The following is a 15,141-nucleotide window of genomic DNA, read 5'->3' on the forward strand; positions in this document are numbered from 1 at the left end:
AGCGCATGGCCAGGGGTGACGGGCGGACCGCGTTCGCGTACCTCACCCCGGCACTGCTGGTGCTCGGCGGCCTGATGGCCTACCCGATCTACCAGCTGGTGCTCATCTCGCTGTTCGACTACGGCCAGGAACAGGTCAGCGGCGGCGCGCCACTGGTCTTCCTGGGCCTCGGCAACTACGCGGAGCTGTTGGGGGACAAGCAGTTCTGGACCGTCCTCTGGCAGACCGCCGGGTTCGCCGGAACGTGCGTGGTCGGCACCCTGGTGGTCGGGGCGGCGCTCGCCGTCCTGTCCACCAGGGTCCGCCCGTGGGCCAGGACGCTGCTGTTCCTGGCGGCGCTGGGCGCGTGGGCCACCCCGGCCGTCGCGGGCTCGACGATCTGGCTGTTCCTGTTCGACGCCAACTTCGGCCTGGTCAACGAGATCCTCGGCAGCACCGGGTTCTCGTGGACGTTCGACCGCTGGACCGCCTTCGGCCTCGTCGCGGCCCAGGTGGTCTGGTGCTCGTTCCCGTTCGTCATGGTCACCCTCTACGCGGGCATCAGGGCCATCCCGCAGGAGGTGATCGAGGCCGCCGCGCTGGACGGCGCCTCGACGGTCCGCACCGCGCGCAGCGTCATGCTCCCGCTGCTGCGCCCGCTGATCCTCGTCGTCACCATCCAGTCGATCATCTGGGACTTCAAGGTGTTCACCCAGATCTACGTGATGACCAGCGGCGGCGGCATCGCGGGCCGCAACCTCGTGCTCAACGTCTACGCCTACCAGCAGGCCTTCGCCGCGTCCGAGTACGGCCTCGGCGCGACCATCGGCGTGGTGATGACCGCCCTGCTGCTGCTGATCACCATCGGCTACCTGCGGGCGCTGCGGAAGTCGGGAGAAGAACTGTGAAGCGCCCCGGTCGCCTGATCGCGGAACTGGTCACCGTGGTGATCGCCGCGGTGGTCGCGTTCCCGCTGTACTGGATGGTGCTGACCGCGCTGAAGCCCGCCGACGAGGTGATCTCGGCGGACCCGCGGCCGTGGACCCTGGCGCCGACGCTGGACAGCTTCACCCGCGCGCTCACGGTGCAGAGCTTCGGGCGGTACTTCGTGAACAGCCTGGTGGTGGCGCTGATCGTGGTGGTGCTGAGCCTGCTGATGTCGTTCCTGGCCGCGACCGCGCTGACCCGCTTCCGGTTCCGCGGCCGCACCACGATGCTGATCATGCTGCTGGTGGTGCAGATGGTGCCGGTCGAGGCGCTGACGGTGCCGCTGTTCTTCATGATGCGGTCGGTCGGCGACACGCTGCCGCTGTTCGGCCTGAACCACCTGGGCTCGCTGGTGCTGGTGCACCTCGCGTTCAGCATGCCGTTCGCCATCTGGATGCTGCGCGGGTTCGTCGCGGCGGTGCCGGTGGAGCTGGAGGAGGCCGCGACGCTGGACGGCGCGAGCCGGTTCCGGTTCCTGTGGCAGGTGCTGTTCCCGTTGGTGGCGCCGGGTCTGGTGGCCACGAGCGTGCTGGCGTTCATCCACGCGTGGAACGACTTCCTGTTCGCCAAGACGTTCATCATCTCGGCCGCGGAGAACCAGACGCTGCCGCTGGCGCTCCAGGTGTTCATCAAGCCCGACCAGAACGACTGGGGAGCGATCATGGCCGGTTCCACCCTGATGACCATCCCGGTGCTGGTGTTCTTCGTGCTGGTGCAGCGCAGGCTCGTGTCCGGTCTCGCCGGGGCGGTGAAGGGGTGACGCTGCTGCCGAAGCCGGTCGCCTTCACGCCCGGCGTGGGACGCACCGAACGGATCGAGCCGCTGGTGTCGTTCGTGGACGGGCCCGCGGAGTCCTACCGGCTCGTGATCACCACCGGGGGCCTGTCGGTGGAGGCGGCGGACGCGGCGGGCGCGTTCTACGCGACGCAGACCGTCCGCCAGCTCCTCGGGCCGGACGCCTTCCGGGCCGCGCGGATCAGCGACGAGCCGCCGACGCTGCCGGTGTGCGTGGTCGAGGACCGGCCGAGGTTCGGCTGGCGCGGCTGCATGATCGACGTGGCGCGGCACTTCCTGCCCAAGCACGACCTGCTGCGGTACGTGGACCTGCTGGCGGCGCACAAGCTCAACGTGCTGCACCTGCACCTCACCGACGACCAGGGCTGGCGCTTCGAGGTGAAGAGGTACCCGCGGCTGACGGAGGTCGGGGCGTGGCGGCCCGAGTCGCGCTACGGCGACCGGCGCGCGAAGCGGTCGACCGGCAGGCCGCACGGCGGGTTCTACACGCAGGACGACCTGCGCGAGCTGGTCGCGTACGCGGCGGACCGGCACATCACCGTCGTGCCGGAGATCGACGTGCCCGGCCACAGCCAGGCGGCCATCGCGGCCTACCCGGAGCTGGGGAGCGGCCCCGAGGTCGGCGTGTGGACCGACTGGGGCGTGAACGAGAACGTGCTGAACCTCCGGGAGTCCACTGTGGACTTCTACCGGAACGTGTTCGACGAGCTCGTGGACGTGTTCCCCGGCGAGGTGATCGGCCTCGGCGGCGACGAGGTGCCGGGTGCCACGGAAGCGCACGGCGGGTTCATCCGCGCCATCGCCGAGCACCTGGCGACCCACGGGCGGCGGGCGTTCGGCTGGGACGAGATCGCCGAGGTCGGACCGCTGCCCGACGGCGCGGTGCTGGCGTCGTGGCGCGGGGAGGAGGCGGGGGTGGCGGCCGTGCGCGCGGGCCACGACGTGGTGATGTGCCCGGAGCGGCACGTGTACCTGGACTACCGGCAGTCCGACTCGCCCGACGAGCCGATCCCGGTCGGCACGGTGCTGACCCTGGAGGACGTCCACCGGTACGAGCCGGTGCCCGACGGGCTCACCGGCGACGAGCCCGGCCGTGTGCTGGGCGCCCAGGCGAACCTGTGGACCGAGCACCTGGACTCGGCCCGACGGCTGGACTACGCGGCGTTCCCGCGGCTGGCGGCGTTCGCCGAGGTCGTGTGGAGCGGGGGCGAGCGGGACGGGGCGGAGTTCCTCGACCGGCTCGCCACCCACCACCTCCCACGACTCGACGCGCTGGGCGTGGAGTACCGGCCCTTGGCCGGTCCCCACCCGTGGCAGCGGATGCCGGGCGTGCCCGGCTTCCCGCGATGACCACGGTGATCAGAACGTCGGCGTGGTGTCCCGCGGCTGGTACAGGTCGGGCGTGCCGGTCTCCTCCTCCGGCATGAGGATCCAGCAGGCGACGTAGAGGACGGCGCCCGTGCCGAACCCGAGGATGGTCGCGGCGACGAGGCCGATGCGCAGCAGCGCCGCGTCGACGCCCAGCATCTTGGCCGCGCCACCGCACACGCCGGCGAGCATCTTGTCCTCGCGGCTGCGGCGGAGCTTCTTGACCTTGTCGGTGGTCCCGTTGAGCACGTTGTTCGTCATGGGTACAACGATGCCGCCCAGGAGCTGCGAAAACATCGGGGACGGACCCTGACGTCCCCCGGATCCCGACCCCTGGGCTTACCCTCAGGCGATGACGCCCGAGGAGCTGGCGGTCGAGCTCGACCGCGTGGGTTACCTGCCCGACGCGGGCGTGACGACGGCCGCGTTCCTGGCGCTGGAGATGCGCCGCCCGCTGTTCTGCGAGGGCGAACCGGGCACCGGGAAGACATCGCTGGCGCTCGCGCTGGCCCAGGCGCTGTCGCTGCCGCTGATCAGGTTGCAGTGCCACGAGGGCATCGACGCCTCCCAGGCCCTCTACGACTGGGACTTCCCCCGCCAGCTGCTGCACCTGCGCGCGCTGGAGGCGTCTTCGAGCGGCGCTTTGGATCCCGATGCAGCCGAGGCGTCGCTGTACACGCGGCGGTTCCTGCTGGCCAGGCCGTTGCTGCGGGCGCTGGAGGAGGCTCCGTGCGTGCTGCTGGTCGACGAGGTCGACCGCGCCGACGACGAGTTCGAGGCGTTCCTGCTCGAAGTGCTGGACAGCAACACCGTGAGCATCCCCGAACTGGGTGAGATCCGGGCTTCGGTGCCGCCGGTCGTCGTGCTGACGTCCAACCGCACCCGCGAGGTCCACGACGCGCTCAAGCGCCGGTGCCTGTACCACTGGGTCGAACACCCGGACCTGGCCCGCGAGGTGGCGATCATCCGCCGGCGGTTGCCGGGGGTGTCCGAGAGGTTGGCGTCGCAGGTCGCGGAGGCGGTCGGCAGGCTGCGGGAACTGGATCTGCTGAAGCCTCCGGGGGTCGCGGAATCGTTGGACTGGGCGCGGGCGTTGCAGGCTTTGGGGAAGTCCGAACTGGACGCGGAGACCGCCGCCGTGACGCTCGGAGCCGTGCTCAAGTACCGCGAGGACGCCACCCGCGCACTCGCCTCGGGTGTGCTCGGCTGACCCTTTGGGCGATCCTCCAAACGCGGAAGGCGCACAATCGAGGGATGACGGTGCTCACCGGCTACGTCGGGTTCGCCCGCGCGCTGCGCCAAGCGGGCGTGGGGTGCGGGCCGGACCGCGTGCAGGCCTACGCGGCGGCGGTCGGGCACCTGGATCCGGGCAGTCGTGACGACCTGTACTGGGCGGGCAGGCTGACGCTGTGCGGGGAGCCGGACGACCTGCCGCGCTACGACGCCGCGTTCGACGCCTGGTTCGGCGGTGAGGCGCCGCGCGGGCCCCGGCACCGCAAGCTGCGCCCCACTCGACTCGCCGCGCTCAACGGGGGTGGCGGCGAGCAGGCCTCGTCCGGGCGGTTGGCGACGGCGGCCAGTGACGCGGAAGTGCTGCGGGACAAGGACATCGCCGGCCTCACGCCTGCCGAGAAGGCGCACCTGCGCGAGTTGATCGCCGCGCTCAAGCCCGTTCCGCCGCGGCGGAGGGCGTTGCGGGCGCGCAAGGCGTCCAGGGGGCGGCTCGACCCCGGTCGCACGCTGCGGGCGATGCTCGCGAGCGGCGGGGAGCCGGTGGAGCCGAGGTACCGGCGGAAGGGCACCCGGCCGCGCAAGGTCGTGCTGCTGATCGACGTGTCCGGGTCGATGGCGCCGTACGCCGACGCGCTGCTGAGGTTCGCGCACGTGGTGGCGCGGGCCATGCCGACGGAGGTGTGCACCCTCGGCACCCGGCTGACCAGGGTCAGTCGTCAGCTCGGGCACCGCGACGCCGAGTTCGCGCTCATGTCGGCCACCCGCGCCGTGCCGGACTACGAGGGCGGCACCCGGCTCGGTGGGACGATCAAGGTGTTCCTGGACCGGTGGGGGCAGCGCGGTGTCGCGAGGCGCGCCGTCGTCGTGCTGTTCTCCGACGGCTGGGAACGCGGTGACCCCGCGCTGCTGGGCGACCAGATGGCCAGGCTGCGCAGGCTCGCGCACGCGGTCATCTGGGTCAACCCGCACGCGGGCAAGGACGGGTACGCCCCGACGCAGTCGGGGATCGTCGCCGCCCTGCCCCACGTGGACCGCCTGCTGGCGGGCCACAGCCTCGACACCCTGCGCCACCTGCTCAAGGAGATCAACCGTGCGTGATGTGCTCGACGAACTCGCACGCCGCGTGGCGAACGGGGAGACCGTCGGTGTCGGCACCGTCGTCGCCACCTTCAGCTCGGCGCCCCGCTCGCCCGGCGCGGCCATGCTGGTCGGCCCGGACGGCGAGGTGACCGGCAGCGTGTCCGGCGGCTGCGTCGAGGGCGCCGTCTACGACCTCGCGCAGCAGGTCGTCGCGGAGGACCAGCCGGTGCTCCAGCGCTACGGCGTGAGCGACGACGACGCGTTCGCGGTGGGTCTGACCTGCGGTGGGATCATCGACGTGTACGTGGAGTCGATCAACGAGAAGACGTTCCCCGAGCTGTCGGACATCCACGAGGCCGTGCGCGCGGAGGTGCCGGTGGCCATCGCGACGATCATCGAGCACCCCGAGGCCGACCGGCTGGGCCGCCGGGTGGTGATCTGGCCGGACCGGATCGCGGGGGAGTTGGGGTCGGCGCGCGCGACGGACGCCGTGGTGGACGACGCGCGCGGGATGCTGGCCACCGGCCGCAGCGGGTCGCTGCACTACGGCCCGGACGGCCAACGCCGCGGCGAGGGCATGACGGTGTTCGTGAACTCGTTCGAGCCGCCGCCCAGGATGCTGGTGTTCGGCGCGATCGACTTCGCCTCCGCCATGGCCAGGCTGGGCACGTTCCTGGGCTACCGGGTCACGGTGTGCGACGCGCGGCCGGTGTTCGCGACCGCGAGCCGGTTCCCGGAGGCCGACGAGGTCGTCGTGGACTGGCCGCACCGGTACCTGGCGGCGCAGGCCGAGGCCGGGCGGGTCGACGAGCGGACCGTGGTCGCGGTGCTGACCCACGACCCGAAGTTCGACGTGCCGCTGCTGGAGGTCGCGCTGCGGCTCAAGCTCGCCTACGTCGGCGCGATGGGGTCCCGGCGCACGCACGAGGACCGGCTGCGGCGGCTGCGCGAGGCGGGCGTGACGGAGGGCGAACTGGACGGCATGGCGTCGCCGATCGGGCTCGACCTGGGCGCGCGCACGCCCGAGGAGACCGCGGTGTCGATCGCGGCCGAGATCATCGCTCTGCGATGGGGTGGTCGCGGTGAGCGTCTGACCAGTCTTGATGGAGCAATCCACCGCTAGCGGAGTTAGGGTGACGTGACATCGGTCACCCACCACTGGCCTGGAGGGTTCATGCGCATCACCGTCAACGTGGACGGCGTGAGTTACACCGACGAGGTGGAACCGCGAATGCTGCTGGTCCACTACCTCCGTGAACGACTAGGCAAGACCGGAACCGTCGTCGGCTGCGACACGAGCAACTGCGGCGCCTGCACGGTCCACCTCGACGGTCACAGCGTGAAGTCCTGCTCCGTGTTCGCGGTGCAGACCGATCGCCACGAGGTCACCACGATCGAAGGCCTCGCCCGCGACGGGCAGCTGCACCCCGTGCAGAAGGCCTTCCACGAGAACCACGCCCTCCAGTGCGGGTTCTGCACCCCCGGAATGATCATGCAGTCGATCGACCTGCTCGCCGACGACCCCGATCCGAGCGAGGAGACCGTCCGGCACGGGCTGGAGGGCAACCTCTGCCGGTGCACGGGCTACCAGAACATCGTGAAGGCCGTCCGCGACGCGGCGCACCGGATGCGTCCCGGCGCGGGTCCGGAAGCCGAGCAGGTCAGCCCTTCGCACGTCGGAGGCGGGGAATGACCGCCACCGCGGAACCGGGGGTCGGCCGGGAGATCGGCAGGGCCCGGCTGCGCAAGGAGGACGCGCGGCTGATCACCGGGGACACCCGGTGGACCGACAACATCCAGATGGCCGGGATGCTGCACATGGCCGTGCTGCGCAGCCCCATGGCGCACGCGAAGATCACCAGCGTCGACGTCACCGCCGCCGCGTCCATGCCCGGCGTGCTGCTGGTGCTGACCGGCGAGGACGTGGCCGACGAGCAGGGCAGCCTGCCGTGCGCGTGGCCGATCACCGAGGACATGCTCGCCCCGCCCGCCCCGTCGCTGGCCGTGGACGAGGTCAACTTCGCCGGTGAGGGCGTCGCCGTCGTCATCGCCCGCACCGCCTACGAGGCGCACGACGCGCTGGCCGCGATCGACGTCGAGTACGACGAGCTGCCGGTGGTGCTGGACATGAACGCCGCGGTCGACGACGGCGCCGACCTCGTGCACCCCGACCTCGGCACGAACAAGAGCGCGACCTGGATCTTCGACTCCGCGGAGGCGGGCACCGGGTCCGATGTCGAGCAGGCCATCGCCGAGGCGGAGGTGACGGTCACCAGGACGTTCCGCCAGCAGCGGCTCATCCCGGCGTTCATGGAACCCCGGTCCGTCGTGGTCGACCCCGGCGGCGGTTCGATCACCATGTGGTCGGCCACCCAGGTCCCGCACATCCTGCGCTGGATGCTGGCCGCGGTGCTCGGCATCCCGGAGCAGAAGGTGCGGGTGATCGCGCCGGACGTCGGCGGCGGGTTCGGCGGCAAGCTCCAGGTCACGCCCGAGGAGGTGCTGACCCTGCTGGTCGCGCGCAGACTGGGCAAGCCGGTCAAGTGGACCGAGTCGCGCACCGAGTCGATGCTGTCCGCGCACCACGGGCGGGACCAGATCCAGCACCTGACGATCACCGCGCGCCGCGACGGCACGGTCACCGGCCTCAAGGTCGACCTGCTCGCCGACATGGGCGCCTACCTGCGGCTGGTCACGCCCGGCGTGCCGATCCTCGGCGCGTTCATGTTCAACTCCATCTACAAGTTCCCGGCGTACAAGTTCACCTGCGTCAACGTGTTCACGAACAAGGTCCCGACCGACGCCTACCGCGGCGCCGGACGGCCGGAGGCCACGTTCGCGATCGAGCGGATCATGGACGAACTCGCCGTCGAGCTCGACATGGAGCCGATGGAGCTGCGCCGCAAGAACTGGATCACGCACGAGGAGTTCCCGTTCACCACGGTCTGCGGGCTCACCTACGACTCCGGCAACTACGAGGCCGCCACCGACCGGGCCGTGGAGCTGTTCAAGTACGACGAGCTGCGGCAGGAGCAGGCGCGTCGGCGGGAAAGCGGTGATCCGGTCCAACTGGGCATCGGCATCTCCACGTTCACCGAGATGTGCGGCCTCGCGCCGTCGCGGGTGCTCGGCTCGCTGCGCTACGGCGCGGGCGGCTGGGAGCACGCGGCGATCCGGATGCTGCCCACCGGCAAGGTCGAGCTGATCACCGGCACCTCGCCGCACGGGCAGGGGCACGAGACGGCGTGGAGCCAGATCGTGGCCGACCGGCTCGGCGTGCCGTTCGAGGACGTCGAGGTGCTGCACGGCGACACGCAGTCCTCGCACAAGGGCATGGACAGCTACGGCTCGCGGTCGCTGGCCGTCGGCGGTACGGCGATCGTGCTGGCCGCGGACAAGGTGCTGGCCAAGGCCCGCACGCTGGCCGCGCACCTGATGGAGTGCTCCGAGTCCGACGTGGAGTTCGCGTCCGGCCAGTTCTCCGTGCGCGGCACGGGGACCAGCACCGCGCTCGGCGACGTCGTGCTCGCCGCGCACGTGGCGCACAACCTGCCCGACGGCATGGAGCCGGGCATGGACGCCGAGTGCACGTTCGACCCGACGAACTTCTCGTTCCCGCACGGCACCCACCTGTGCGCCACCGAGGTCGACACGGAGACCGGCGCGGTGAAGATCCGCTCGTACGTGTGCGTCGACGACATCGGCGAGGTGGTGAACCCGCTGATCGTCGAGGGCCAGGTGCACGGCGGCCTGGCGCAGGGCATCGCGCAGGCGCTGTTCGAGGAGGCGGTGCACGACGAGTCGGGCACCCTCACCACGGCGACGCTGGCGGACTACCTGCTCCCGTCGGCGGTCGACCTGCCGCACTTCACCACCGACCGCACGGTCACCCCGGCGGACTCGAACCCGTTGGGGGTCAAGGGTGTCGGCGAGGCGGGCACGATCGCCTCGACCCCGGCCGTGGTCAACTCGGTGATCGACGCCGTGCGCCACCTCGGCGTCAACGAGGTCGAGATGCCGTGCACGCCGATGCGGGTGTGGAAGGCGATCCACCAGGGCAGGGAGCACGGGGTGCCCACCACGCCGGTCGCGGCGGGCGGCCTCGGCTCCATCGACGCGCAGGGAGGTGCGGAGTGATCCCCGCGGAGTTCGACTACGTGGCGCCGGCCACGGTGGAGGAAGCCGTCCGGGCGCTCAGCGAGGCGGGTGAGGACGCCAAGGTCATGGCGGGCGGCCAGAGCCTGATCCCGGTGCTGCGCATGAGGTTGGCCGCGCCGAACGTGGTCGTGGACCTGTCGAACCTGAGCGAGCTGACCGGCGTCCGCGACGACGGCGACTCGCTGCTCATCGGGGCGATGACCACGCACTACGAGGTCCAGCGCGACCACCTGGTGCGCGACCACGCCCGGCTGCTGGCGATCGCCACCGACACCGTCGCGGACCCGCAGGTGCGGCACCGCGGCACGTTCGGCGGCGCGCTGGCGCACGCGGACCCGGCGGGCGACCTGCCCGCGCCCGCGCTGGCGATGGACGCGACGATGATCATCGTCGGGCCGGGCGGACGCCGGGAGGTGCCAGCGGCCGAGTTCTTCGTCGACTACTTCACCACCGCGCTGGAGCCGGACGAGCTGCTCGTGGACGTCCGGGTGCCGAAGCTGACCGGCTGGAGCGCCCACTACGAGAAGTTCAACCGGGTCGCGCAGGCGTGGTCGATCGTCGCCGTCGCGGCGGCCGTCCGGGTCTCCGACGGGACCATCGCCGAGGCCAGGGTGGCGCTCACCAACATGGGGCCGACCCCGGTGCGCGCGACCGGCGTGGAGGAGGCCCTCGTCGGGCAGCCCGCCACGGCCGAGTCGATCAACGCCGCGGCCGCGCGCGCCGCCGAGGGCACGAACCCGACGACGGACGGCAACGCCGACGCCGAGTTCCGCTCGCACCTCGCGCGGGTGCTGACCGGGCGGGCGCTGACCGCGGCGGTCGGCGCGTGAGGCTGGAGCACGAGTTCACGGTCCCGGCTCCGGTCGGGACCGTGTGGACCGCGCTCCTCGACCCGGAAAGGGTGGCGCCGTGCATGCCCGGCGCCACCCTCACCGAGGTCGACGGCGCGCGCTTCACCGGCACCGTGAAGGTGAAGCTCGGCCCGATCACCTTGATGTACAAGGGATCGGGCGAGTTCCTGGAGACCGACGAGACCGCGCGCCGGATGGTGATGAAGGCGTCGGGCAAGGACGTGCGCGGCAACGGCACCGCGGCGGCCACCGTCACCGCCACGCTGGTCGAGGTCGACGGCGGCACGCGCGCGGTGGTCGTGACGGACCTGAGCATCACCGGCAGGCCCGCGCAGTTCGGCCGGGGGCTGATCGCCGAGGTCGGCGGCCGGATCATCGACCAGTTCGCCGATTGCCTGGCGGGCAGCCTCGGAACGGAGGACGCTGGTGGCCCGAGCGCAGCCGACCCGTCCGACGAGGGAACCGAAGTGACGCAGCAACACCTCAAGGCCGTTCCCGACCGGCCGGGGGAAGTCGAAGCCATCGACCTGCTCGGCACCGCCGGTGTGCCCGTGCTCAAGCGGGCCCTGCCGCTGGTGGCCGGGCTCGCGGTCGCCGCGCTGGTGGTCTCCAGGCTTCGGCGGCACCGCTGATCCCGAGGGGCGGGCGGTCGGCGGCGACGCTGGCCGCCTGCCTGGTGCTGTCCGCCTGCACGGCCGTCGCGGGCACGCCGCTCGCCGCGTCGACGTCCGCCGACGCCGGGCCCGCCGCTCCACCGCCACCGCCCGCGCGGTCGTTCACGCTGGCCGCGGGCGGCGACATCCTGATCCACCCCGCCCTGGAGGAGCAGGCCAGGGCGGACGGCGGCGGCACCCCGGACTTCCACCCGCTGCTGGAGGGCCTGCGCCCGGCGGTCGAGGCGGACCTGTCCATCTGCCACCTGGAGACGCCGCTGTCCGCGCCCGGTGAGGCGACGTTCGGATATCCGGCCTTCAGCGCGCCGCCCGAGGTGGTGAAGGCGTTGCTGGACTTGGGTTACGACAGCTGCTCGACGGCGTCGAACCACACGATGGACCGCGACGTGCGGGGCGTGCGGACCACGTTGAACGTGCTGGACGCGGCGGGGATGAAGCACACCGGGTCGGCGCGCACGCCCGAGGAGGCCGCGACCCCGCTGGTCCTGGACGCGAACGGCGTGAAGGTCGGCCAGGTCGCGTTCACCTTCGGCTTCAACGGGATCCCGCTGCCCGAGCCGTGGATCTCGAACCAGCTCGACCCCCAGCGCGTGATCGACGCGGCCCGCGCCGCGAAGGCCGCCGGCGCCGAGGTCGTGGTGGCGAGCCTGCACTGGGGCACGGAGTACGAGGCGAATCCGAACGACGAGCAGCGCTCGATGGCGGCGAAGATCCTCGCCGACCCCGCCGTGGACCTGATCATCGGCACGCACGTGCACACCGTGCAGCCGATGGAGCAGATCAACGGCAAGTGGGTCGTCTACGGCATGGGCAACGAGGTCGCGAAGCACGAGGAGCCCCGCGGCACCACCGAGGAGGGCCTGATCGCCCGCTTCAAGTTCGTGCAGGGGCCGCAGGGCTGGCACGTCGAGGAGGCGAAGTACCTGCCGACGCTGGTGGAGCTGGGCCCGCCGATCCGGGCCGTCGACCTGACCTCGGTCCCGCCGACACCCCGCCGCACCGAGGCGCTGGCCAGGACCGACGAGATCGTCGGCCGCCTCGGAGCGGCCGCGCGGGGGCTTGGTCGTTAAGGCCCCCTATAAGTCTTCGGAAATCGGTGTGGAAATGTTTGAACCGATCCGGCGCGGGAGCCGTGACTGGGGTGTACATCGAACATCCCCCTCCAGGAGCACCGGAAGGTCGGCCAGCCATGCCCGGGAAAGACGCGCCTTTCCACGCCGCGGAACCGAAGACGAAGCTGCTCCGGATGCCGCACCGCAGCAGCATCGCCGGTCAGCTCCCCGGCATCCCCGCGGTCGGCCCCGTCCCCGAATTGCCGGTGGCCGACGTCGTCAAGATGCCGCCCCGCCCCGCCGGTCGTGAGCCGCTGCGCGTCGACATCGTCGGCGGTGGCCCGGTCGGGCTGTCGTTCGCCTGCACGCTGAAGGCGATGATGGGCGACCAGGTGGCCGTGCGGATCTTCGACCGCCGCTGGGTCCAGGCGGGCGGACGGGTGCGCTGGCGCGACCGCGGCGAGGGCAACGTGCGCCGCGAGCAGGTAGTGACGTTGCAGAGCAACGTGTGGTCCGGGCTGCCGAACAAGGTGCAGCGCGCGCTGTTCGTGCCCGGCCGCTACGGCGAGATGTGGCCGCTGGGCCCCGACTCCCCGGCGGACAAGGGCAGGCCGCGCAACGTCAAGATCCGCTGGATCGAGGACTGCCTGATCGACATGGCGCAGGACGTGTACGGGATCGAGATGGTCCCGGAGGCGTACACGGCGCCCGCGTCGTGGGACGGCACGCAGGTGCTCGCGATCGCCGACGGCGCCCGGTCGACCACGCGGGAGGGCCTGAAGGAGCACTTCGGCACGCCCGACCGCGAGTTCTACTCGATCAAGGGCAAGCCGCTGGAGGAGATCGTCCTCGGCATCAGGGTCAAGTCCTACATCCCCGACGAGCACACGGTTCCGCTGACCGTGAGCCAGAACCGGTACCTGTTCAACTCGCTCGGCGGCGGCTTCATCAACATGCGGCTCTCGGCCGAGGAGGCCTCCGAGATCGTGTCGATCGGCGAGAACGGGCCGGTCGAGTGCATCCAGCGCTACGCGTGCACCATGCGCCCGGACAACGGCCGGTTCGTCTGCGACCGGCACAAGGCCGTGTTCAAGCCCTCCATCGACAAGCTGTCCTTCCTGTGGCCGAGGATCCAGGAGGGCGTCCGCTTCTTCGGCGCCTCGCCCCAGGACCTGCTCGGCCTCACCTCGTTCAAGCTGGGCATGCAGCAGCACTCCAGGTTCACCGCCCAGCTCGCGCCCAACACGTTCGGCTTCCTCATCGGCGACGCCGCCAACTCCCTGCACTTCTGGCCCGGCCGCGGCCTCAACACCGGCGTGAAGAGCGCGCAGTCGTTGGCGGGCGCGTTGAGGGAACGCTGGCAGGGCAGGCAGTTCCGCTCCTCCGACTTCGCCGCCCACGAGGGCCTCATGCAGCAGCTCCAGTACCGCGAGAAGTCCCGCGCCTGGACCGTCATGGTCATGCCGGACGACAACGGCCTGCCCCACGGCATCGAACAACGCGTCCGCGACGGCCTCGAGGGCCCGTTCGACCGGCCCGCGCTGACCAACGAGCTGTGGACCCGCATGCGCGGCATCAAGGAACGCCTGTCCAGCCGCATGGGCAACCTGCCGGACGACGAGTGGTACCTCAGCAAGATCAACGGGCTGCACATCAAGACGCTCAAGATCATGGTCGAGACCGGCCCGTGGATCACCCGCGAGATCGGCGGCGACGAGGTCTCCGTCAACGTCGAGTTCCCCCAGTCCGCCCTCATCCCGCGCTCGATGCTGCCGGGCGCTTCCCTGGTGGGCTGAGCTGGGCCTTTGGTCAATTCGACACCCGTGGTCGCCCGTTCGTGAAGAGGTGATCGCGGGTACGATCGGGCACCTCGCCGGACGGAGGAGGTGCCCGTGGTCGACAAGTTCCTGGATCCGCTGCTCAGCCGCAAGGACACCGCCCGGCACCTCGTCATCCCGGAGTCGACGCTCAACCGCTGGCTGGCGGAGCAGGCCGCGGGATCGCCCTTGGTGCACGGCGTGGAACCCGAACACGTGGGGTGGCCCTCGGTGCCCTTCGTCGCCGTGGTCGAGGCGTACGTGCTGCGGTCGCTGCGCGATCTCGGCCTGGGAATGGCCAAGATCAGGGACGCCGCGGCCGAGATCCGCCACGCCTTCGACACCCCGTTCGGGCTGGCCACCAGGAAGATCGCCACCGACGGCATCGACATCTTCCTCGACTACGCGCCGGACGACATCGCGCGTGTGGGAGACCGGCAGCGACCGATCCGGGAAGTGCTCGACGGCTACCTGCACTACATCGAGTGGGACGCCGAGGACGAGTTCGCCGCTCGACTGCGCCTCCGGCAGTACCCCGACATCGCCCCGGTGGTCATCGACCCGAGGTTCGGCCGGGGAGCGCCCGTGGTCGAGGAGAACAACGTCCCGGTCGAGGCCATCGTGACGATGTGGCTCGCGGGGGAGTCGATCGACGAGGTCGCCTACGAGTACTCGCTGGAGCCGGTCCAGGTCGAGTCGATCTGCCGGGTCTGGCGTGCCGCCTGAGTTCTTCCTCGACCGCAGCCTGGGACGCGGTGTCGCGGACGCCCTCGTCGAGCACGGATGGGTGATCCACCGGATCACGGCCCACTTCCCGGACGACGCGCAGCACACCCCGGACGAGGAGTGGCTCGCCCACGGCCTCGGCAGGGGATGGACGCCGCTGTGCAAGGACGGTCGGATCAAGGGGCGGGCGACCGAGCGGCAGCCCCTCGTCGAGCACAAGGCGGTGCTGTTCTACCTGGACAACCAGCAACTCCGGCGGGACGCCATGGTCGAGAGGTTCCACGGCGCCCGCGACACCATCCACCGCGCGATCGCCCGCGGCGGCCCCGCCACCTACGCCGTGACGGCCACCGGAATCCGGCGCACCTGGCCCTGACCCGAAAAGCCCTTGGTGCCCGCCCCCGTCCTTCCTACGGTGGCG

Annotated in this window: 15 protein-coding genes; 14 read left to right on the forward strand and 1 reads right to left on the reverse strand. The window is 71.2% G+C overall.

From position 1 onward, the window contains the following. Window positions 1–5 precede the first annotated feature (5 nt). Genes RM788_RS27625 through RM788_RS27635 form a run of 3 tightly spaced genes read left to right on the forward strand, consistent with a single transcriptional unit; the run spans window position 6 to window position 3,111 of the window. Window positions 6–887: a carbohydrate ABC transporter permease gene (locus RM788_RS27625; RefSeq protein WP_315934780.1), complete on the forward strand. Its 882-nt coding sequence runs from the start codon at window positions 6–8 to the stop codon at window positions 885–887. Next, entirely contained in the window at window positions 884–1,726 is an 843-nt protein-coding gene (locus RM788_RS27630; protein ID WP_315920391.1) for a carbohydrate ABC transporter permease, read from the forward strand. Before RM788_RS27625 ends, RM788_RS27630 begins: the two co-directional genes overlap by 4 nt. Beyond that, entirely contained in the window at window positions 1,723–3,111 is a 1,389-nt protein-coding gene (locus RM788_RS27635) for a beta-N-acetylhexosaminidase (protein ID WP_399340241.1), read from the forward strand. Before RM788_RS27630 ends, RM788_RS27635 begins: the two co-directional genes overlap by 4 nt. A gap of 9 nt (window positions 3,112–3,120) precedes the next feature. Here RM788_RS27635 and RM788_RS27640 read toward each other — a convergent pair whose 3' ends face one another. Next, entirely contained in the window at window positions 3,121–3,390 is a 270-nt protein-coding gene (locus RM788_RS27640; protein ID WP_315920393.1) for a PspC domain-containing protein, read from the reverse strand. Window positions 3,391–3,481: 91 nt separating this feature from the next. On the opposite strand from RM788_RS27640, the gene RM788_RS27645 reads away from it, so the two are divergent. The 11 genes from RM788_RS27645 (at window position 3,482) to RM788_RS27695 (ending at window position 15,096) form a co-directional block, all read left to right on the forward strand. Continuing rightward, window positions 3,482–4,339, forward strand: coding sequence for an AAA family ATPase (locus RM788_RS27645; protein ID WP_315920395.1), 858 nt, complete (start codon window positions 3,482–3,484; stop codon window positions 4,337–4,339). A gap of 44 nt (window positions 4,340–4,383) precedes the next feature. After that, entirely contained in the window at window positions 4,384–5,460 is a 1,077-nt protein-coding gene (locus tag RM788_RS27650) for a vWA domain-containing protein (protein WP_315920397.1), read from the forward strand. After that, complete coding sequence (locus RM788_RS27655) at window positions 5,453–6,565, forward strand: XdhC family protein (protein WP_315920399.1); 1,113 nt, start codon at window positions 5,453–5,455, stop codon at window positions 6,563–6,565. The genes RM788_RS27650 and RM788_RS27655 overlap by 8 nt, the downstream gene beginning before the upstream one ends. A gap of 51 nt (window positions 6,566–6,616) precedes the next feature. Next, on the forward strand, window positions 6,617–7,135 hold the full coding sequence (locus RM788_RS27660; protein WP_315920401.1) for a (2Fe-2S)-binding protein: 519 nt from the start codon (window positions 6,617–6,619) through the stop codon (window positions 7,133–7,135). Continuing rightward, the gene (locus tag RM788_RS27665) at window positions 7,132–9,579 is read left to right on the forward strand and encodes a xanthine dehydrogenase family protein molybdopterin-binding subunit (protein ID WP_315920403.1); all 2,448 of its coding nucleotides are present in this window, start codon (window positions 7,132–7,134) and stop codon (window positions 9,577–9,579) included. Before RM788_RS27660 ends, RM788_RS27665 begins: the two co-directional genes overlap by 4 nt. Continuing rightward, window positions 9,576–10,430 carry an FAD binding domain-containing protein gene (locus RM788_RS27670; protein WP_315920405.1) on the forward strand — a complete coding sequence of 285 codons (855 nt, stop codon included), beginning with the start codon at window positions 9,576–9,578 and terminating at the stop codon, window positions 10,428–10,430. The genes RM788_RS27665 and RM788_RS27670 overlap by 4 nt, the downstream gene beginning before the upstream one ends. Continuing rightward, window positions 10,427–11,083 carry an SRPBCC family protein gene (locus tag RM788_RS27675; protein ID WP_315920407.1) on the forward strand — a complete coding sequence of 219 codons (657 nt, stop codon included), beginning with the start codon at window positions 10,427–10,429 and terminating at the stop codon, window positions 11,081–11,083. The genes RM788_RS27670 and RM788_RS27675 overlap by 4 nt, the downstream gene beginning before the upstream one ends. 44 nt (window positions 11,084–11,127) lie before the next feature. Beyond that, entirely contained in the window at window positions 11,128–12,195 is a 1,068-nt protein-coding gene (locus tag RM788_RS27680; RefSeq protein ID WP_315920409.1) for a CapA family protein, read from the forward strand. Between the two features lie 119 nt (window positions 12,196–12,314). Further along, window positions 12,315–13,973 (forward strand): NAD(P)-binding protein, encoded by a 1,659-nt coding sequence (locus tag RM788_RS27685; RefSeq protein WP_315920411.1) that lies wholly within the window; start codon window positions 12,315–12,317, stop codon window positions 13,971–13,973. 96 nt (window positions 13,974–14,069) lie between these two features. Continuing rightward, window positions 14,070–14,720, forward strand: coding sequence for a DUF433 domain-containing protein (locus RM788_RS27690; RefSeq protein ID WP_315920413.1), 651 nt, complete (start codon window positions 14,070–14,072; stop codon window positions 14,718–14,720). Continuing rightward, window positions 14,710–15,096 carry a PIN-like domain-containing protein gene (locus RM788_RS27695; protein WP_315920415.1) on the forward strand — a complete coding sequence of 129 codons (387 nt, stop codon included), beginning with the start codon at window positions 14,710–14,712 and terminating at the stop codon, window positions 15,094–15,096. The genes RM788_RS27690 and RM788_RS27695 overlap by 11 nt, the downstream gene beginning before the upstream one ends. The last annotated feature ends 45 nt before the right edge of the window (window positions 15,097–15,141 follow it).

The sequence above is a fragment of the Umezawaea sp. Da 62-37 genome, from assembly GCF_032460545.1.
Taxonomy (GTDB): domain Bacteria; phylum Actinomycetota; class Actinomycetes; order Mycobacteriales; family Pseudonocardiaceae; genus Umezawaea.